Raw genomic sequence first — 15566 nt, forward strand, 5'->3', positions numbered from 1 at the left:
TTGCCCTGGAAAGGTGCAAAGGCTTATTCGGCGGCAGTGTGCAGTTCCGTCTCCTTCGTCTCGCGAAGGGCGAGGATGGCTACCAGCGAGATGACCGCCGTCAGGATCATGTACAGGGCGACCGGCTGCCAGGCGTTGTTAAAGCGGGCCAGCAGGGCGGTGGCGATGAAGGGGGCGGTTCCACCGGCCAGGGCGGCTCCCAACTGGTAGCCGATGGTCACTCCCGTGTACCGGACGTTGGTGCGGAACACTTCCGACATCAGCGTTCCCAGCACCGCCGTGATCGGGGCCCAGATGACGCCCAGCCCCAGAACGCTGGCCGCCGTCATCCACAGATTGGAGCCGGTGGACAGGAGCATGAAGTAGGGGAAGGCGAAAAGGATCATCCCCACGGTGCCGGCGATGTACAGGGGCTTTCTCCCCCATTTGTCTGAAAGCGATCCCATGATCGGAATCAAAATCGTCGTCACCAGCGCGGCGATGGCGACGGCGTTGAGCACGGCGCTTTCATCGTATCCCAATCCGGTGGCGTAGGAGATGACAAAGGTTGACAGAATGTAGAAGGGAGCGGTCTCCACCACTTTGGTTCCCACGGCCAGGAGCACAGTCTTCCACTGGTATTTGAGCGTGTCAATCAGGGGGACTTTGGCGATTTCCCCGGATTCACGGGCTTTCTTGAAAACCGGGGTTTCGTCGATGCCGTTCCGGATCCAGAGGCCGATGATGACCAGTACGATGCTCAGGACGAAGGGAATGCGCCATCCCCAGCTGTAGAAGGCGTCACCGGAGATGCCGGCGATGAGGGACATGGCGAAGGTGCCCAGCACGAGGCCGATGGGAACTCCCATTTGCGGCACGCTTCCGAACAATCCCCGCTTCTCCTTCGGGGCGTATTCCACCGCCAACAGGACGGCGCCGCCCCATTCGCCTCCGATGCCCAGACCTTGAATGAGGCGGAGAAGGATCAGCAGGATCGGCGCCCAGATGCCGATGGTTTCGTATCCCGGCAACAATCCGATCAGGACCGTCGCAATCCCCATCAGCATCAGGGTGAGGACCAGGGTCCGTTTCCGGCCGATCTTGTCGCCGATATGACTGAAGATGATGCCTCCCAGAGGCCGGATGATGAAGGAAAGGGCAAAGGTGGCATAGGCGAGCAGCAGGCCGACGATCGGGTCGACCGTCGGAAAAAAGATTTTGTTGAACACCAGTGAGGCCGCCGTTCCGTAGAGGAAATAGTCGTACCATTCAATTGACGTTCCGACCAGACTGGCGATGACTGCCCGTCGGGAAACAGGTTGTGCTGCCGTTTGTTGGCTCAAGGGAATCCCTCCCTGTCACAAATTTGTCATGGTTTGTCTCACTTATTTTATGGTATGGGAAATGCGGTGTGCAACATAATGAATATTTTGTCATTAAACCCGAAATTCTTATCCGGGTTTTGGGGATAAGCGAAACGAAAGGGATGTGTTGATGTTTGTCGAAAAAGGAGAAGCGAAAATGACAGAAGGAGGTGAAGCGTTGCCCCGGCTGGAGTATCGCCTGCTGGACGAAGAGAGGGGATATCCCGTTCTCTGTTACTACAACAGCATTGACAAGGAGGAGATCTCCCTCCGGTTCGCCTGCGACTATTTCGTCAAGGATCAACACGTCTACGAGAAGACGAGTTGCGCCGTGGAGGATGGGACTTATGTGATTTATATTCGGCGGGCGGAGGATGAAAAGGTGCTGGACGACCAGCTGGTCTTTGTCCCGGACTGGAGGGGAATCCGCATGGAGGTGCGCCACTTCCGGGAAGGAACGGTCCATTATCCGGTGGTGCACACTTTTTATTTTCACAGCGATGAAGACGCCCTTCTGCACCTGCAGAGCGACCTGTTTTACATAGGCGGTCGGGAGTGGCAAAAGACCTCCGCGGAAGTGGACGAGAACCGGAAAGTGTATGTCATCTACGCGGAACCGACGGAGGAAGGGGGATGAAACATGGAGGAGCAAAAAGGGCAGCAGCGCAAGAGACGTAGCACAACCCGGCTGCTGGGGCTGTTCGCCGCGGCCAGCCTGTTGGTGGCATCCGGATGCGACGATAACCGTCTTGAAATCTGTTACGATGACGACAACGATCTCCTCTGCGATGATGACTTGAGCGAAGTGGACGCGGATTCCTACGTGGTGATCAATGGGAAAAAAGTGGGATACGTCAAATCCTCCGTCGCGAAAAATTTCGATATCGACCGAAAGACCCGGGTCTCTTCCGGTTCCCGGGGCGGAATCGGCAAATCCTCCTTTTTCAGCGGCGGCTGACGGAATCGGATGATGAGAGAGGATTACGCAGAGCGGCGGAGGAAGCTGTATGACCCGCTCCGGGCCGAGGGGGTTTTCACCTGGGATGAGATGTACGGTGCCGAGTACGCCCTGGCGACGATTCATCCCGTCTCCCGGGAGTTTCGGCAGGAAATCGTCGGGGCGACGGAGGCTCTCGGGCAAATCTTCGCCAAAACGGTGGCCGTGGTTCGCCGGGGCCCGGAGGCCCTGCTGGAGGAATTGGGGATTCCTGCGGCGGCCCGAAGGGCGGTTCGGCTGTTTCTCCCGGAGAGCGATCCGACGTTGATCGGCCGCTTCGATTTTGCTCCGACGCCGGAGGGACTGAAGATGCTGGAGTTTAACAGCGACACGCCGACGGGGATCGTGGAAGCCTTCTACGTCAACGGCAGGGTGTGCGAACACTTCGGCGCGGAGGATCCCAACGAGGGCTGCGAGGAGCACCTTCGCCTCGCCTTTCGGCATGCCCTGGACACCTACCGGAAGGAAGGATACGCTACGGAGCGGGTCGTTTTCAGCGCGCTGGACTGGCACGAAGAGGATGCGGGCACGACCCGCTACCTGCTTGATCGCTCCGGCCTGGACGGCCGCTTTGTGCCCCTTTCCGACCTCCGGGTCGAAGGGGAGCGGATGACGGCCCTCGTCGAGGGAGCTTCGTTGCCCGTCGACGTCCTTTACCGCTTGCACGCGCTGGAGATCCTGGCGGAGGACCGGGATGACGACGGGTACCCCACGGGAGCCCATGCGCTGGAGCTCATCGCCCGGCGCCGTTTGGCGGTGATCAATCCGCCGGGAGCCCTGCTTTCCCAGACCAAAGCGATGCAGGCGTTGATCTGGGCCCTGCATGAGGCCGGGGAATTTTTCGATCCGGAAGAACATCGGATCATCGAAACCTACATGCTGCCCACCTATTTGGAGAACCGCTTCCGGGGAATTCCCCACGTGACGAAGCCGATCTTCGGGCGGGAAGGGGCGGGGGTGACCCTCTACGACGCTTCAGGCGTTGCGGTTTGTCGGGGAGATGACCGTTACGGGGATCAACCGATGGTGTTCCAGCGCAGGGTGGAAATGGAGCCGGTGGAGGTGGAGACGCTGAAGGGGCCCTTTAGGGGGCGGCTGCTGTGGGGTTCGTTCCTGATCGGCGGACGCGCTTCCGCGATCCTGGCTCGGGTGGATGGGCCCGTCACCGGCGATATGTCCTACTTCTTGCCGGTGTGCTACGCCGATTCCCTGAGATGTGCCGCTCCCCCCGGACGTTTTCCCGATACTCGCCAAGGGCAATCCGCTCCCGCAACCTTCAAGCCGACGCCGACCGACCGGGAGGGCCTGCGGACATAACGCGGAAATCGAACGGAAAAGGAGATGATCAGATGTTCGCCCAGTGGTCCAACATGCTCAATTTTCTGATATACCTGGGAGTCACCCTTCCCCTCCTGGGGATGGGGATCGCCGTCTTCCTGTTCACCACGCCATATAAGGAATTCCAACTGATCCGGGATGGGGCGGATGCGACCGATCCGCAAAAGACGGCGGCGGCCAAGGCGGCGGCTCACGATCTGGGAGGGAAGATCATCGGGCTCTCCATCGTGCTCGCTTCGGCGGTGTTTCATTCCCTCAACCTGTGGGATCTCGTCTTGTGGGGAGTGATCGGCATCCTGTTTCAAGTCCTCGTTTTTTATTTGTTTGAACTCCTCACTCCCTTTAAAGTCGTGTCCGAGATTCCCAAGGGGAATGTTTCCGTCGCCATCTTCGCGTCGCGCCTCAGCGTGGCTTCCGGCCTCCTGATGGCCGCGCTGATCAGCTATTAAGCGGCCGGATAAAACCGCTCGCGCCCGGAAAAGGAACGAACAAACCGAGGCTCCCGCTTTGTGCACCTGAATACGACGCGGGAGCCTTTTTCATGCGGGAAAATTTTGGTTTGTCGGTGCCGGGTGAATCCTGTAACCGGGAGCGTTTTTCCGGAACCGGATTGATCAGGGGCTTCAGGGTTTCCAAAGCTCTTCGGTGCCCCAAGACAACCCGAAACGCCGGTTGTTCAGAGGGAACCCACCGCCCGACGGATCCGGAGGATGGCCTCGTCGATGTCCTTTCGGGACACATCCTTGTGGGTCACGAAACGGAGGGTGGTCGGGCCGAAGGGAACGGCCAACACCCCTTCCGCGGCCAGCCGATCCAGGACCTCGCCGGCGGTCCTGCCCGTGCCCGAAATGTCGACGATGACGATGTTGGTTTCCACCTGGTCCGGATCGACCGAAAAGCCTTTCGTTTCCGCCAGGGCACGGGCCAGCCGCCTGGCGTTTTCGTGGTCCTCCGCCAGCCGGTCCACCATTTCCGTCAGCGCCAGCAGAGCCGGAGCGGCGATCACGCCCGCCTGGCGCATGCCGCCGCCGAGGCGTTTCCGCCATTGGCGCGCCTTGTCGATAAAGGATTTCGGGCCCGCGAGGAGGGAGCCGACGGGCGCCCCCAACCCCTTGGAGAAGCAGACCGATACGGAATCGGCGAACCGGGCGATTTCCGAGGCATCCACTCCCAGCGCCACCGCCGCGTTGAACAGTCGGGCCCCATCCAGGTGAACGGGAATTCCATGCCGATCGGCCACTTTCCGGAGGGCGGCCATGTGATCGAGGGGAAGCACCGCCCCGCCCGCCCGGTTGTGGGTGTTTTCCAGGCAGATGAGGGCCGTCCGGGGGAAGTGGATGTCGTCTCCCCGGATCGCCCCTTCCACTTCTTCCGGATCCATCGCTCCCCTCTTTCCCTTCAGGGGACGGGCCTGCACGCCGGCCAGGGCGGAAGCGGCCCCGGCCTCGTAGAGGAAAATGTGGGAATCCGACTCCAGGATGATCTCATCTCCGGGACCCGCGTGGCAAAGGACGGCGATCTGGTTTCCCTGGGTGCCGCTGGTGACGAACAGGGCCGCCTCCTTGCCCAGGATTTCCGCCGCGCACTCCTCCAGCCGGTTGACCGTGGGATCTTCCCCGTAGACATCATCCCCCACCTCCGCCTCCGCCATGGCGCGGCGCATCGCTTCCGTCGGCTTTGTGACCGTGTCGCTGCGCAGATCGATTCGCATAATCTCTTCTCTCCTCTCCTCTCCGGTCATGGTCAACCCTTCCCTTGAAAAGAAGGATTTTCAGGGTGATGCAGACAAAGAAAAATACCTTGCAACATTTAGTTCTTTGCTCTATATTATTTAATAAGGAAAACTACTTTTCACTACATAGTATTGAAGATGATCCTTAAGGGGGTGAAGCTCCTGAATAAAGAAATGCTGAAGGGGATCATCGATCTTCTCATTCTATCACTATTAAATGAAAAGGACAGCTACGGTTATGAAATTTCCAAAGCGATCAAGCAGCGAACGGAGGGTGCCTTCACCTTGCAGGAACCGACCCTTTACCTGTCCTTGAAGCGCTTGGAAAAACGGAAGATGGTTTCCTCCTACTGGGGGGAAGAAAGCCGGGGAGGGAGGCGCAAATACTACTCCATTACGGAGGAGGGGAGAAAAATGTTGCAAGGTCAGATTCGGGACTGGAAGCAGCTGGTTGAAATCGTTGCACGATTTCTTTAGGAGGGAGCCTGTGTGAGGAAGTTTTTGAAAGCGTGTTTTCGGCTTTCCGATCCGAAATACGGTTGGATGTTGCTGGTTTCCTTTATCCTGTTCGCTGCCTCGTTTTTTATAGACCGCCATGTCGATCCCGAGGACCAAACCCTGCTCGAAATCGCCTACTACTTCGCCTTTGCCGTGGCGGTTCTCTGGGGAGTTTGCAATTACATGGCCCATGTCCGGGTGCATGCGCTGTATCAGAAGCACGGCGACATTCGCTCCTTTGTCGATCAATTGGGTTGGATCGCGAAGAACGCCAGGAACTGCGAAATTATTTGGAGGATTACGCGCAGGATTTAATGGATCAGGGAAGATCGAGGAAGGAGGCGATGGAGGAGGCGATCCGACAGTTTCAGGTCAAAGAGCTGATGACCCTGTCGAAAAACTCACCGGTTTTCCGGTTTCCCGCTCACCATTACCTTTTCGGGTTTGCGGCATTGACCTTTCTGTTCGCCGTGCTGTTGAATGGGGTGAGAGGGGCGGTAAGCCATCCGGAATCCCTGGTGGTGGCGCTGATGGTTGTCCAATATACCCTGGTTGCTTACGGGCTGGGCCTGGTCGGCATGTTTGGCGTCTACAAGTTGATCGACGCAATCATTGACAAGAAGACGGACGGGAATGCCCCTGTCCGATGATGATGCGATGGAGGGATCAAGGTGCAGGAATGGATTGTGGAAGTGATGGAGCAGTACGGGTATATCGGCATTTTTCTGATGATCGCTTTGGAAAATGTTTTCCCTCCCATCCCTTCGGAGGTGATCCTGACCTTCGGCGGATTTATGACCACCTATACCAATCTGACCGTTCCCGGGGTCGTCGTGGTGGCCACCGCGGGATCGGTCGCCGGCGGCATCATCCTTTACGGTGTCGGCCGCCTTTTGAACGTGGAGCGGTTGGAAGCGATCGTCGAGCGGTGGGGCGGAATTCTGCGGGTAACCAAGGAGGATCTGCACAAGGCGACGGACTGGTTTAATCGGTACGGGTATTGGACGGTCCTGTTTTGCCGGATGGTTCCGCTGGTGAGAAGCCTGATTTCCATCCCTGCGGGGATGTCGAAGATGGATTTCCGACTTTTCCTCCTCTTTACCGTCATCGGAACCGCCCTGTGGAACGTCATTCTGGTCTCCCTCGGCGCCGTGCTGGGAGAGTCTTGGGATAAAATCCTCGAATTCATGGACGTCTACTCCCATATTGCCTACGCGGCGATCGGATTGGGCATCATCCTTTTCGTCTTCTGGTTCTACCGCAAAAAGAGAAAATCGGGCGGCGCGGCGTGATTCGGCGACCTCGCCGCCTCTTCCACAATAAATCCACCCGGGGGCGTACCCGGGTTTTTTTTGCCGCGAGGGTTGCGAAGCCGCTGGGGGCCCGGATGCGGTGTCCGAAAAGGTTTTACGCACTCCCAGCAGAAACGCCGCCGCCGAAGGCGACCCGATCTGGATCCGGGGGATGATCCCCGCCGCCGGCAGACCCGATGCGGGGACGGCAATGATCATCCTTTTGCGGTCCACCCGATCCACGGTCGCGCCGACAGGGAGAGAAAAAAGGAGCCATGGCAGGGTGAGGGCGGTTGTGCCGGCGGCGACGAGACCGGGAGATGGTGTCGAGGTGGTCGCCAAGACGGGGAGCACCATGCAATTCGTCCCCCCGATTGGAACATGCCGTCGTCGTCCACAACGCCTGAAAATTGCCTCCGAAATTCGCGCCCCTTCCCCTGTGTTCCAACGGCGGCGCGGAAACCGATCCCGCCGCCGCGCTTTCCTTTTCACCCACCCCCTTTGTAATGAGGGATAATGTTTATGACCATTATGTTGTAAGGGGAAGATGTAAATGGATAATTACGAACGGAGCAAACTGGATCTGGCCGTCGATTTGATCAACACCTGGGACCCGTACTTGGACGAACCGGAGCAGCTGCGCGGGACGAAAGATCTGACCCGTTTTCTCCGGAAAAGGCACATCGATTGTTCCAAGGCGATCACGGAAGGGGATCTGGCGGCGGTCCGCCGGCTGCGGGCGCGCCTTCGCCGGTTCGCGGAGACGGACAGCGAGACGGAGGCGGTCCAAATCCTGAACGACCTGCTTCGCTCGGCGGCGGTCATTCCCTCCCTCTCCTGGGAAGGAACATTCCAATTGAACATCCAGGCGGACCCCGATGCGCCGATCGCCGATCGCCTCGCCGTCGAGGCCGCCCTGGCTTTGGGCTTCGAACTGCAGCGACACGGAAAGGCGCGGTTGAAAATCTGCGACGCCCGCCCGTGTGTGGAAGTGTTCATCGATCGTTCCAAAAACCGAAGCCGGCGGTTTTGCAGCACGCGCTGTTCCAACCGGTACAACGTCGCCGTCCACCGACGGCGGTTGCAGAAGCGACGGGGAAAGGGAAAGGATGAACGATCTTCTTAACATCCTCTTGTGCGGGGATCGGGCGGTTGCCGGTTCCGGAGACGTTTCCGTCCATCAATAAAAAAGCCGCCGGAAGGGCGGCTCTCGGAAAAACGCATGTTGGATCAAGGTGATCAGGATCATCATTTTTGGAGACGGGGATGATCGGGGGACCATCCCCTTGGCAGTGCCGAATCGTTATGATTTCAGGATTTCCTCGATCTTCTCCAGGACCGACTCGTCCAGCTCCACGTCGACGGCCTTGACGTTTTCCACGATCTGCTCCGGACGGCTGGCGCCGATCAGGGCGCTGCTGATCGACGGGAGGCGGAGCACCCAGGCGAGGGCCAGCTGGGGCAGGGTGATGCCCAGTTCTTTGGCCACTCCTTCCAGTCGTTCCACGCGGGCCAGATTTTCGTCGGTCAGGTAGCGCTCCACAAATTTTTTGACCTGGTCCGTCGCTGCCCGGGAACCGGCGGGCGCCTGTTGCCCCCTTTTGTATTTTCCGGTGAGCACCCCCTGAGCCAGCGGTGAAAAGACGACCTGTCCGATGCCCGCCTCATCGCAGAGGGGAATCACCGCCGATTCGATGTAACGGTTGAACATGTTGTAAACGGGCTGGCTGGCGACGAATTTGTGAAGTCCCAGCTCCTTCTGCAACCGGACGCCTTCGGCGATTTTGTGGGCGGGCCACTCGCTGAACCCGGCGTACAAAATCTTGCCTTGGGTGATCAGATCGTCGATGGCCCGCAGGGTTTCCTCCAGATCCGTCTCCGGGTCGTACCGGTGGCAATAGAAGATGTCCACATAGTCGACGCCCAGGGCGCGCAGGCTTTTTTCCACTTCGGAGACGATGTGTTTCCGGCTCAGTCCGCGGTCGTTCACCCCGTCGCCCACGGGCCAGAAGGCCTTGGTCGTCAGGATGTAGCTCTCCCGGGGATACGGGGCGAGGGCTTCCCCCAACACTTCCTCCGCGGCGTGGGGAACGCTCCCGTACACATTGGCGCAGTCAAAATGGTTGATGCCCAGATCATACGCCTGTTTGACGCAGGCGATCGCCTGCTCCTTTTCGGTTACCGTGCCGTAAGTCAGCCAGCTGCCGAGCGCGATCTCGGAAACCTTCACACCGCTTTTTCCCAGACGGCGGTACTTCATATGAACCATCCCCCACCTTTCTTCCAAATTTCGAAACCCGCAATTTTAGTATACATAATAATAAGGTTGGTTTAAAATCGGGACGGGGAATCGATGTGAACGCGCGGGTTTTCGGCGAAGATGCGACGGATCGCGATCGGGATTCCAATCAGTCGAAGAGGTGTGAAAAACCGCGTGGATCTTGTTCGGAACGATTTCGCTTTCCTGCAAAGGGGAGCGGGCTTTCGAACAGGGGAAGGGCGGTTCGGAGTTTGTCATACGCCCGGGACATTTTCGCCAAAGGGAACGCGAGTCGCTGTTTCCGTTATCACTGCTTGACCTGCGCGATAAAGGGGTGGACTTTTTCGCAAAGGGTACGTATAATAATTCGTATACATGAATTTTTATAAAGGGGAGAGCCGGTTGTGAGCAAAGGGAAAGTGGTGCTCGCCTATTCGGGCGGATTGGATACATCGGTGGCCATCAAATGGTTGCAGGAACATTACGACATGGATGTGATCGCCGTTTCCATGGACGTGGGGGAAGGCAAAGACCTGGAATTCGTCCGGCAGAAGGCGCTGAAGGTGGGGGCCGTCAAGTCGGTGGTTCTGGATGTGCGGGAGCGGTTCGCCCGGGAATACCTGCTTCCCGCCCTTCAGGCGAATGCCCTTTATCAGGGGAAATATCCGCTGGTGTCGGCCTTGTCGCGCCCTCTCATCGCCCGCGTGCTGGTGGAGGTGGCCCGGGAAGAGGGAGCGGTGGCCGTCGCCCACGGCTGCACCGGGAAAGGGAACGACCAGGTTCGTTTCGACGTTTCCGTCAGCGCTCTCAACCCGGACCTGAAGGTGCTGGCCCCCGTCCGCGAGTGGGCCATGTCCCGGGAAGAGGAGATCGCCTACGCCGAGCGGCACGGGATTCCCATTCCCGTCGACCTGGATAATCCCTTCAGCATCGACCAAAACCTGTGGGGGCGGAGCATCGAGTGCGGAGTGCTGGAAGATCCCTGGAACGCTCCTCCGGAGGAGGCCTATGAGTGGACGAAATCCCTTGAGGACACGCCGGACGTGCCGGCGGAGGTATTGATCGACTTCGAAGAGGGAATGCCGGTCGCTCTGGACGGGGAAAGGCTGCCCCTCCACGAGCTGATCTCCCGCCTCAACCGGATTGCCGGGGAGCACGGCGTCGGCCGGATCGATCACGTGGAGGACCGGCTGGTGGGCATCAAGTCCCGGGAAGTGTACGAATGTCCCGCGGCGATGACCCTCCTCGCCGCCCACCGCGAACTGGAATTCCTCACGCAGCCCCGGGAGATGGCCCATTTCAAGCCGCTGATTGAGCAGCAGTGGGCGCGGCTGGTGTATGAGGGGCTTTGGTATTCCCCCCTGAAGCGGGCCCTGGATGCCTTCATCAAGGAATCCCAGAAAACGGTGACCGGGACCGTGCGGGTCCGCCTGTTCAAGGGGCATGCTACGGTGACCGGGCGCAAATCAAGCCATTCCCTGTACAACGAGAAGCTGGCCACTTATACGCCGGAGGATGCCTTTGATCATCAGGCGGCCGTGGGCTTCATCAAGCTTTGGGGCCTGCCGACGCAGGTATACGCCCAGGTCAACCGGGGAAAGGAGGGCACCGGTGAAGAAGCTGTGGGGCGGAAGGTTTACCAAGAAAACTGACGGGCTGGTGGAGGAGTTTACGGCTTCCATCGGCTTCGACCACCTTCTGGTCGAAGAGGATATCCGCGGAAGCATGGCCCACGCCCGCATGTTGGGCGCCTGCGGCATCCTCACCCCGGAAGAGTCGGAGAAAATCATCGAAGGGCTCGGCAAGATCCACGACGGGGTGCGGGCCGGGGAAATTTCCTTCTCCGTCGAGCACGAGGATATCCACATGAACATCGAAAAGCTGTTGATCGAGGAAATCGGCCCCCTCGGCGGCAAGCTGCACACGGGTCGAAGCCGCAACGATCAGGTCGCCCTCGACATGCACCTGTACGTCCGGGCGCGCACCGTGGAGATCGTGGAGCTCCTGGCCCGGCTGCAGCAGGCCCTGGTGGGCCAGGCGGAACGGCACGTGGATACCCTTCTTCCGGGCTACACCCATCTGCAGCGGGCGCAGCCGGTGCGGCTCGCCCATCACCTGCTGGCCTACGTGTCCATGTTTCAGCGGGATGCCGAACGGCTGATGGACAGCTACAAGCGGGTCAACACTTCGCCCTTGGGCGCCGGAGCCGTCGCCGGCACCACCTTTCCCATCGACCGATGGATGGTCGCCGAAGAGCTGGGTTTCGACCGCATCTACGACAACAGCATGGACGCCGTGAGCGACCGGGATTTTCTCGTCGAATTCCTCTCCGCCGCTTCCCTGATCATGGTCCACCTGTCCCGGCTGTCGGAGGAACTGATTCTCTGGTCCAGCGAGGAGTTCGGTTACATTGAACTGGATGACGCCTTCTGCACGGGAAGCAGCATGATGCCCCAGAAGAAAAACCCGGACGTTCCCGAACTGATCCGGGGCAAGGCCGGCAGGGTGTTCGGTCATCTGATGGCGCTTCTCGCGACCCTCAAGGCCCTGCCCCTCACCTACAACAAGGACATGCAGGAGGACAAGGAGGGACTCTTCGACACTGTCAATACCCTCACGGGATCCCTCCGGCTGATGGCTCCGATGTTGGAGTCGATGAAGGTGAACGGGGAGAGAATGAGGAGAAGCGCGGAGGCCGGCTTTGCCAATGCCACCGATTTCGCGGACTATCTGGTCAAGAAGGGAGTTCCCTTCCGCGAGGCCCACGAAGTGGTGGGGAGGATGGTCCTGTACTGCATCCAAAGCGGAAAGACCCTCGGCGAATGCTCCCTCGAAGAGTTCCGCCGCTTTACCCCCCTCGTTGAAGCGGACATCCACCAAATTCTGGATTCGGAACGCGTGGTGGAGTCCCGCAACATCCCCGGAGGCACGGCCCGGGAGGCCGTCCTCGAGGCCCTCTCTGAAAAAAAGCGGATGATCGCTGAAACTTTCCGTTGGACTTCCACCGTTAATAGATAATGATGAAATTCAGGCGGAAGAAATCCCTGTCATTGAGACGATGGGGTTTCTTTCCGTTTCGTTTCAATTCAATCTTTTTCAAAAGAAACTCTGGGAAAATAAAGATCAGATGCTATAATAGAATGTGAACTTCCGGGCATGGGGAAACGGCCGGGAATCCCCGGAAGCCCGACGGGCCGGCGATCGTGAGCGGACAGGCCTCATCTTCGAACTAATCGCCTATTCGTGGATCGATCACTTATAAATGCGTGAAGACTCTGTGCGGAAGGTGATAGCGTGATCGAAATGCACGATGTCTGGAAGGTATATCCCAACGGCGTGGAGGCGCTCCGGGGCATCGATGTGCGGATCGACCAGGGGGAGTTCTGTTACGTGGTCGGTCCCAGCGGCGCCGGCAAGAGCACCTTCATCAAACTGATGTACCGCGAAGAAAAACCTTCCAGCGGCGTCATCCTGATCAACGGGGTGAACGTCAAACGGGTGCGGGATTGGAAGATCCCATACCTGCGCCGGAAGATCGGGGTGGTGTTCCAGGATTACAAACTGCTTCCCCACCTGACGGCCTACGAAAACGTCGCCTTTGCCATGGAAGCCATTGAAGCGCCGCGTCGCAAGATCCGCAGCCGGGTTCAGGAGGTCCTGGAGCTGGTGGGATTGGGCGACCGGATGGACGCACTTCCCTCCCAGCTGTCGGGGGGAGAACAACAGCGGGTTTCCATCGCCAGGGCGATCGTAAACAACCCGGGCTTCCTGATCGCGGACGAGCCCACCGGCAACCTGGATCCGGAAAACTCCTGGGATATCATGTATCTGCTGGAGGAGATCAACGCCCGGGGAACCACCGTCGTGATGGCGACCCACAACAAGGAGATCGTCAACACGATCCGCAAGCGCGTCATCGCCATCGAAAACGGCGTGATCGTCCGTGACGAGGATCAGGGGGAATACGGTTATGAAGATTGACACGATGTTCCGACATGCGCGGGAGGCGTTCAAGAGCCTCAGGCGAAATACGTGGATGACCTTTGCGGCGGTCAGCGCCGTCGCCGTCACCCTGCTCATCTTCGGCTTGTTCCTCGTATTCGCCTTCAACATCAACTACCTCGCCAAAGAATTGGATCAGCAGGTGGCGATCCGGGCATCGATTTACCCGGGAACTTCCGCCGACGATATCGAGCAGCTGCAGAAGCAGATTGAACAGGATCCGCAGGTCAAATCGGTCACCTTCATCCCCAAACAACAGGGATTGCAGCAAATGAAGGCCCAGCTGGGCGAGGACAGCAAAATCCTCGAGGGATTGGAAGGGGAGGAAAACCCCCTGCCGGACACCCTGGTGATCGTGCCGAATAATCCCCAGAGGATCGATGAGCTGGCCAAGAAGATCAAGGCCAACAACTTGATTGAACAGGAAGACCACGGCGACGGCGTGACGGACAAGTTGCTGGACTTCTCCAGTCTGGTCCGGAACGTGGTGTTGGTTTTCGGTCTGGGGCTGGCCGTGCTGGCGGCGTTCCTCATCTCCAACACGATTAAGCTGACCATCTTCGCCCGCCGCCGTGAGATCGAGATCATGCGCCTGGTCGGAGCGAGCAACTGGTTCATTCGCTGGCCCTTCTTCATCGAGGGGGCGTTCATCGGAATGCTGGGAGCCGTCTTTCCGGTGATCATCGTGCTCGCCTTCTACAAAGCCGCCTTAAACGTTTTGACGGACGGCAGCCAGTACAGCTTTATCAAGATGTTGCCCATGATGCCGCTTTCCCTGTACGTCGCGCTGTTGACCACCTTCCTCGGCGTGTTGATCGGGGTCTGGGGAAGTGTGATTTCGATCCGTCGCTTCCTGAAGGTTTGATCCACCTCCCTTCAAAGGATGGAAAATTCAGACAAGGAGAGGGGCGCCGGAGTTTCCGAATCCCGGGATTCCCGTCGCCGACAAGGATCAAGGAGGGGTTGACGTGAGGCGGACTCTTCATGTTGCGCTAAGTTTCCTGCTCTTTCTCTTCGCGGTGCTGCCCGCGGCGTTCGCCGAGACGAAGGCGTCGGATATCGAGGAGAAAAAGAAAGAGATCAAGGAGCGGGACAAACAGATCCTCCAAATTGAGAGGGAGAAAAAGCTGACCCTGGAAGAAAAGCGGGAATTGATGAAGCAGTTGAATGACATGAAGAGCCGTCTGGCGTCGTTGAATGAACAGGTGTACCGCACCGAACAGAAGCTGAACAAGAGCGAGAGGCGACTGCAGGAGTTGGAGAAGCGGATTGCGGAACGGGAGGCCCTGTTGAAAAACCGCCTTCGCTTCCTGTATCAGCGGGGGGAGATGTACTATCTGGAAACCCTGCTGGATTCCGATTCCTTCGGGGATTTTTTGTCCCGGCTCGATCTGGTTCGGAAGCTGATCCGGGCGGACCGGAGGCTTCTGGATGCCCACAAGGAGGACCATAAGCAGGCGGAAGCGGAGAAGGCCTCGATCGAACGGGACCTGAAGGAGCGGAAACGGCTGGCGGCGGAGGCCGAGCGGCTACATAAGCGCTTGGTCAAAGAGTACAAGCAGTATGAGAAGCAACTTGCCGACCTGGAAAAGAAGCAGGAGCACCTGGAGGAGATCAACGAGCGGGAGCGGAAGGAAGTCCGCCGGTTGATCGCGCAAAAAATGAAGGAAGCCGCCGAAAAGGACAAACAGCAGGCCGAGGCGAAGGATGGCAAATTTCTCTGGCCGGTGAAGGGGGGAATCATCACCTCCGAATACGGTTATCGGAGGAATCCCGTGACAGGCGCCTACAAGCTGCACGAGGGGATCGACATCGGCGCGCCGCTCGGAACGGCGATCCGAGCCGTGGCGGATGGGAAGGTGATTGAATCCCGTCCCGCCAGCGGTTACGGTTACATCGTGGTCGTCGACCACGGAGGCGGGGTGTCCACCCTTTACGCCCATGTTTATCCCCAGGACGTGACCGTGAGCATCGGCCAGTCCGTCAGCAGGGGACAGGTCATCGCGGCGGTGGGAAACAACGGGCAGTCGACCGGTCCCCACCTTCACCTGGAGGTTATCAAGGATGGCCGTACCGTGGACCCGAAACCCTATTTCCGTTAAGC

General features: G+C 58.7%; 17 protein-coding genes. 14 read left to right on the plus strand and 3 right to left on the minus strand.

Annotation, left to right across the window (positions count from 1 at the left end):
• Positions 1-23 precede the first annotated feature (23 nt).
• Complete coding sequence (locus CLV97_RS05230; RefSeq protein ID WP_245891380.1) at positions 24-1322, minus strand: MFS transporter; 1299 nt, start codon at positions 1320-1322, stop codon at positions 24-26.
• Positions 1323-1521: 199 nt separating this feature from the next.
• On the opposite strand from CLV97_RS05230, the gene CLV97_RS05235 reads away from it, so the two are divergent.
• Genes CLV97_RS05235 through CLV97_RS05250 form a run of 4 tightly spaced genes read left to right on the plus strand, consistent with a single transcriptional unit; the run spans position 1522 to position 4127 of the window.
• Complete coding sequence (locus CLV97_RS05235) at positions 1522-1980, plus strand: hypothetical protein (RefSeq protein WP_106344580.1); 459 nt, start codon at positions 1522-1524, stop codon at positions 1978-1980.
• Between the two features lie 3 nt (positions 1981-1983).
• Positions 1984-2301, plus strand: a complete 318-nt coding sequence (locus CLV97_RS05240; RefSeq protein WP_106344481.1) for a hypothetical protein — start codon at positions 1984-1986, stop codon at positions 2299-2301.
• A gap of 12 nt (positions 2302-2313) precedes the next feature.
• The gene (locus CLV97_RS05245) at positions 2314-3657 is read left to right on the plus strand and encodes a glutathionylspermidine synthase family protein (protein ID WP_106344581.1); all 1344 of its coding nucleotides are present in this window, start codon (positions 2314-2316) and stop codon (positions 3655-3657) included.
• Positions 3658-3689: 32 nt separating this feature from the next.
• Positions 3690-4127, plus strand: a complete 438-nt coding sequence (locus CLV97_RS05250; RefSeq protein ID WP_106344482.1) for a DUF350 domain-containing protein — start codon at positions 3690-3692, stop codon at positions 4125-4127.
• A 227-nt stretch (positions 4128-4354) separates the two neighbouring features.
• Here the strand turns inward: CLV97_RS05250 and ltaE are convergent, their stop codons facing one another.
• A complete protein-coding gene (gene ltaE / locus CLV97_RS05255) occupies positions 4355-5389 on the minus strand; it encodes a low-specificity L-threonine aldolase (protein ID WP_106344582.1) in 1035 nt (344 codons plus the stop codon).
• Positions 5390-5572: 183 nt separating this feature from the next.
• Here ltaE and CLV97_RS05260 point away from each other — a divergent pair, with 183 nt between their 5' ends.
• From CLV97_RS05260 to CLV97_RS05280, 5 genes are all read left to right on the plus strand, one after another.
• The gene (locus tag CLV97_RS05260) at positions 5573-5887 is read left to right on the plus strand and encodes a PadR family transcriptional regulator (protein ID WP_106344583.1); all 315 of its coding nucleotides are present in this window, start codon (positions 5573-5575) and stop codon (positions 5885-5887) included.
• A 12-nt stretch (positions 5888-5899) separates the two neighbouring features.
• The gene (locus CLV97_RS05265; protein WP_106344483.1) at positions 5900-6223 is read left to right on the plus strand and encodes a hypothetical protein; all 324 of its coding nucleotides are present in this window, start codon (positions 5900-5902) and stop codon (positions 6221-6223) included.
• Between the two features lie 29 nt (positions 6224-6252).
• Complete coding sequence (locus CLV97_RS05270; RefSeq protein WP_146130411.1) at positions 6253-6558, plus strand: hypothetical protein; 306 nt, start codon at positions 6253-6255, stop codon at positions 6556-6558.
• Positions 6559-6579: 21 nt separating this feature from the next.
• The gene (locus CLV97_RS05275) at positions 6580-7200 is read left to right on the plus strand and encodes a DedA family protein (RefSeq protein WP_106344485.1); all 621 of its coding nucleotides are present in this window, start codon (positions 6580-6582) and stop codon (positions 7198-7200) included.
• Positions 7201-7753: 553 nt separating this feature from the next.
• The gene (locus tag CLV97_RS05280; RefSeq protein WP_106344486.1) at positions 7754-8326 is read left to right on the plus strand and encodes a CGNR zinc finger domain-containing protein; all 573 of its coding nucleotides are present in this window, start codon (positions 7754-7756) and stop codon (positions 8324-8326) included.
• A gap of 177 nt (positions 8327-8503) precedes the next feature.
• Here the strand turns inward: CLV97_RS05280 and CLV97_RS05285 are convergent, their stop codons facing one another.
• Positions 8504-9460 carry an aldo/keto reductase family protein gene (locus CLV97_RS05285; RefSeq protein ID WP_106344584.1) on the minus strand — a complete coding sequence of 319 codons (957 nt, stop codon included), beginning with the start codon at positions 9458-9460 and terminating at the stop codon, positions 8504-8506.
• Between the two features lie 404 nt (positions 9461-9864).
• Here CLV97_RS05285 and CLV97_RS05290 point away from each other — a divergent pair, with 404 nt between their 5' ends.
• The 5 genes from CLV97_RS05290 to CLV97_RS05310 all read left to right on the plus strand — a co-directional run bounded on the left by CLV97_RS05290 (position 9865) and on the right by CLV97_RS05310 (position 15564).
• A complete protein-coding gene (locus CLV97_RS05290) occupies positions 9865-11112 on the plus strand; it encodes an argininosuccinate synthase (RefSeq protein WP_106344487.1) in 1248 nt (415 codons plus the stop codon).
• Positions 11072-12478, plus strand: a complete 1407-nt coding sequence (argH, locus tag CLV97_RS05295) for an argininosuccinate lyase (protein ID WP_106344488.1) — start codon at positions 11072-11074, stop codon at positions 12476-12478. The genes CLV97_RS05290 and argH overlap by 41 nt, the downstream gene beginning before the upstream one ends.
• A 276-nt stretch (positions 12479-12754) precedes the next feature.
• Complete coding sequence (ftsE, locus tag CLV97_RS05300; protein ID WP_106344489.1) at positions 12755-13441, plus strand: cell division ATP-binding protein FtsE; 687 nt, start codon at positions 12755-12757, stop codon at positions 13439-13441.
• The gene (gene ftsX / locus CLV97_RS05305) at positions 13431-14327 is read left to right on the plus strand and encodes a permease-like cell division protein FtsX (protein ID WP_106344490.1); all 897 of its coding nucleotides are present in this window, start codon (positions 13431-13433) and stop codon (positions 14325-14327) included. The genes ftsE and ftsX overlap by 11 nt, the downstream gene beginning before the upstream one ends.
• Positions 14328-14430: 103 nt before the next feature.
• On the plus strand, positions 14431-15564 hold the full coding sequence (locus CLV97_RS05310) for a murein hydrolase activator EnvC family protein (protein ID WP_106344491.1): 1134 nt from the start codon (positions 14431-14433) through the stop codon (positions 15562-15564).
• Positions 15565-15566: the final 2 nt, after the last annotated feature.

This window comes from Planifilum fimeticola, from assembly GCF_003001905.1.
Classification (GTDB): domain Bacteria; phylum Bacillota; class Bacilli; order Thermoactinomycetales; family DSM-44946; genus Planifilum; species Planifilum fimeticola.

Bases quoted from the DNA above. Each gene is read 5' to 3' on its own strand.
- CLV97_RS05280 (WP_106344486.1), top strand. From the start codon at position 7,754: ATGGATAATTACGAACGGAGCAAACTGGATCTGGCCGTCGATTTGATC.
- CLV97_RS05270 (WP_146130411.1), top strand. From the start codon at position 6,253: ATGGAGGAGGCGATCCGACAGTTTCAGGTCAAAGAGCTGATGACCCTG.
- CLV97_RS05250 (WP_106344482.1), top strand. From the start codon at position 3,690: ATGTTCGCCCAGTGGTCCAACATGCTCAATTTTCTGATATACCTGGGA.
- CLV97_RS05245 (WP_106344581.1), top strand. From the start codon at position 2,314: ATGAGAGAGGATTACGCAGAGCGGCGGAGGAAGCTGTATGACCCGCTC.
- CLV97_RS05240 (WP_106344481.1), top strand. From the start codon at position 1,984: ATGGAGGAGCAAAAAGGGCAGCAGCGCAAGAGACGTAGCACAACCCGG.
- ltaE (WP_106344582.1), bottom strand. From the start codon at position 5,389: ATGCGAATCGATCTGCGCAGCGACACGGTCACAAAGCCGACGGAAGCG.
- ftsX (WP_106344490.1), top strand. From the start codon at position 13,431: ATGAAGATTGACACGATGTTCCGACATGCGCGGGAGGCGTTCAAGAGC.
- CLV97_RS05285 (WP_106344584.1), bottom strand. From the start codon at position 9,460: ATGAAGTACCGCCGTCTGGGAAAAAGCGGTGTGAAGGTTTCCGAGATC.